Here is a 246-nt window from a genome sequence, read left to right on the forward strand (position 1 = left end):
GGCCTACTCGGTGTTCGCCAACGACGGCAAGCTGGTGCCGCTCAGCCTGCTCCGCGACAACCCGCAGAACCAGGTGCGACAGGCGATGGACCCGCAGATCGCACGGCGCATCCGGGCGATGCTGCAAACCGTGGTGGAAGACCCGAAGGGCGTGGTCCGCGCCCGCGTGCCGGGCTACCACGTGGCGGGCAAGAGCGGCACCGCGCGCAAGGCCTCGGGCCGGGGCTACGCGGACAAGTCCTACCG

Annotated in this window: 1 protein-coding gene; it reads left to right on the forward strand. The window is 71.1% G+C overall.

The window, feature by feature from the left end; genetic code table 11:
• Window positions 1–246: penicillin-binding transpeptidase domain-containing protein (locus ACLJNW_RS27595; RefSeq protein ID WP_410961749.1), on the forward strand; the 246-nt coding region annotated here is incomplete at both ends.

Origin of the sequence: Salmonella sp. SAL4457 (assembly GCF_046548235.1) — a bacterium.
Taxonomy (GTDB): Bacteria; Pseudomonadota; Gammaproteobacteria; order Enterobacterales; family Enterobacteriaceae; genus Salmonella; species Salmonella enterica.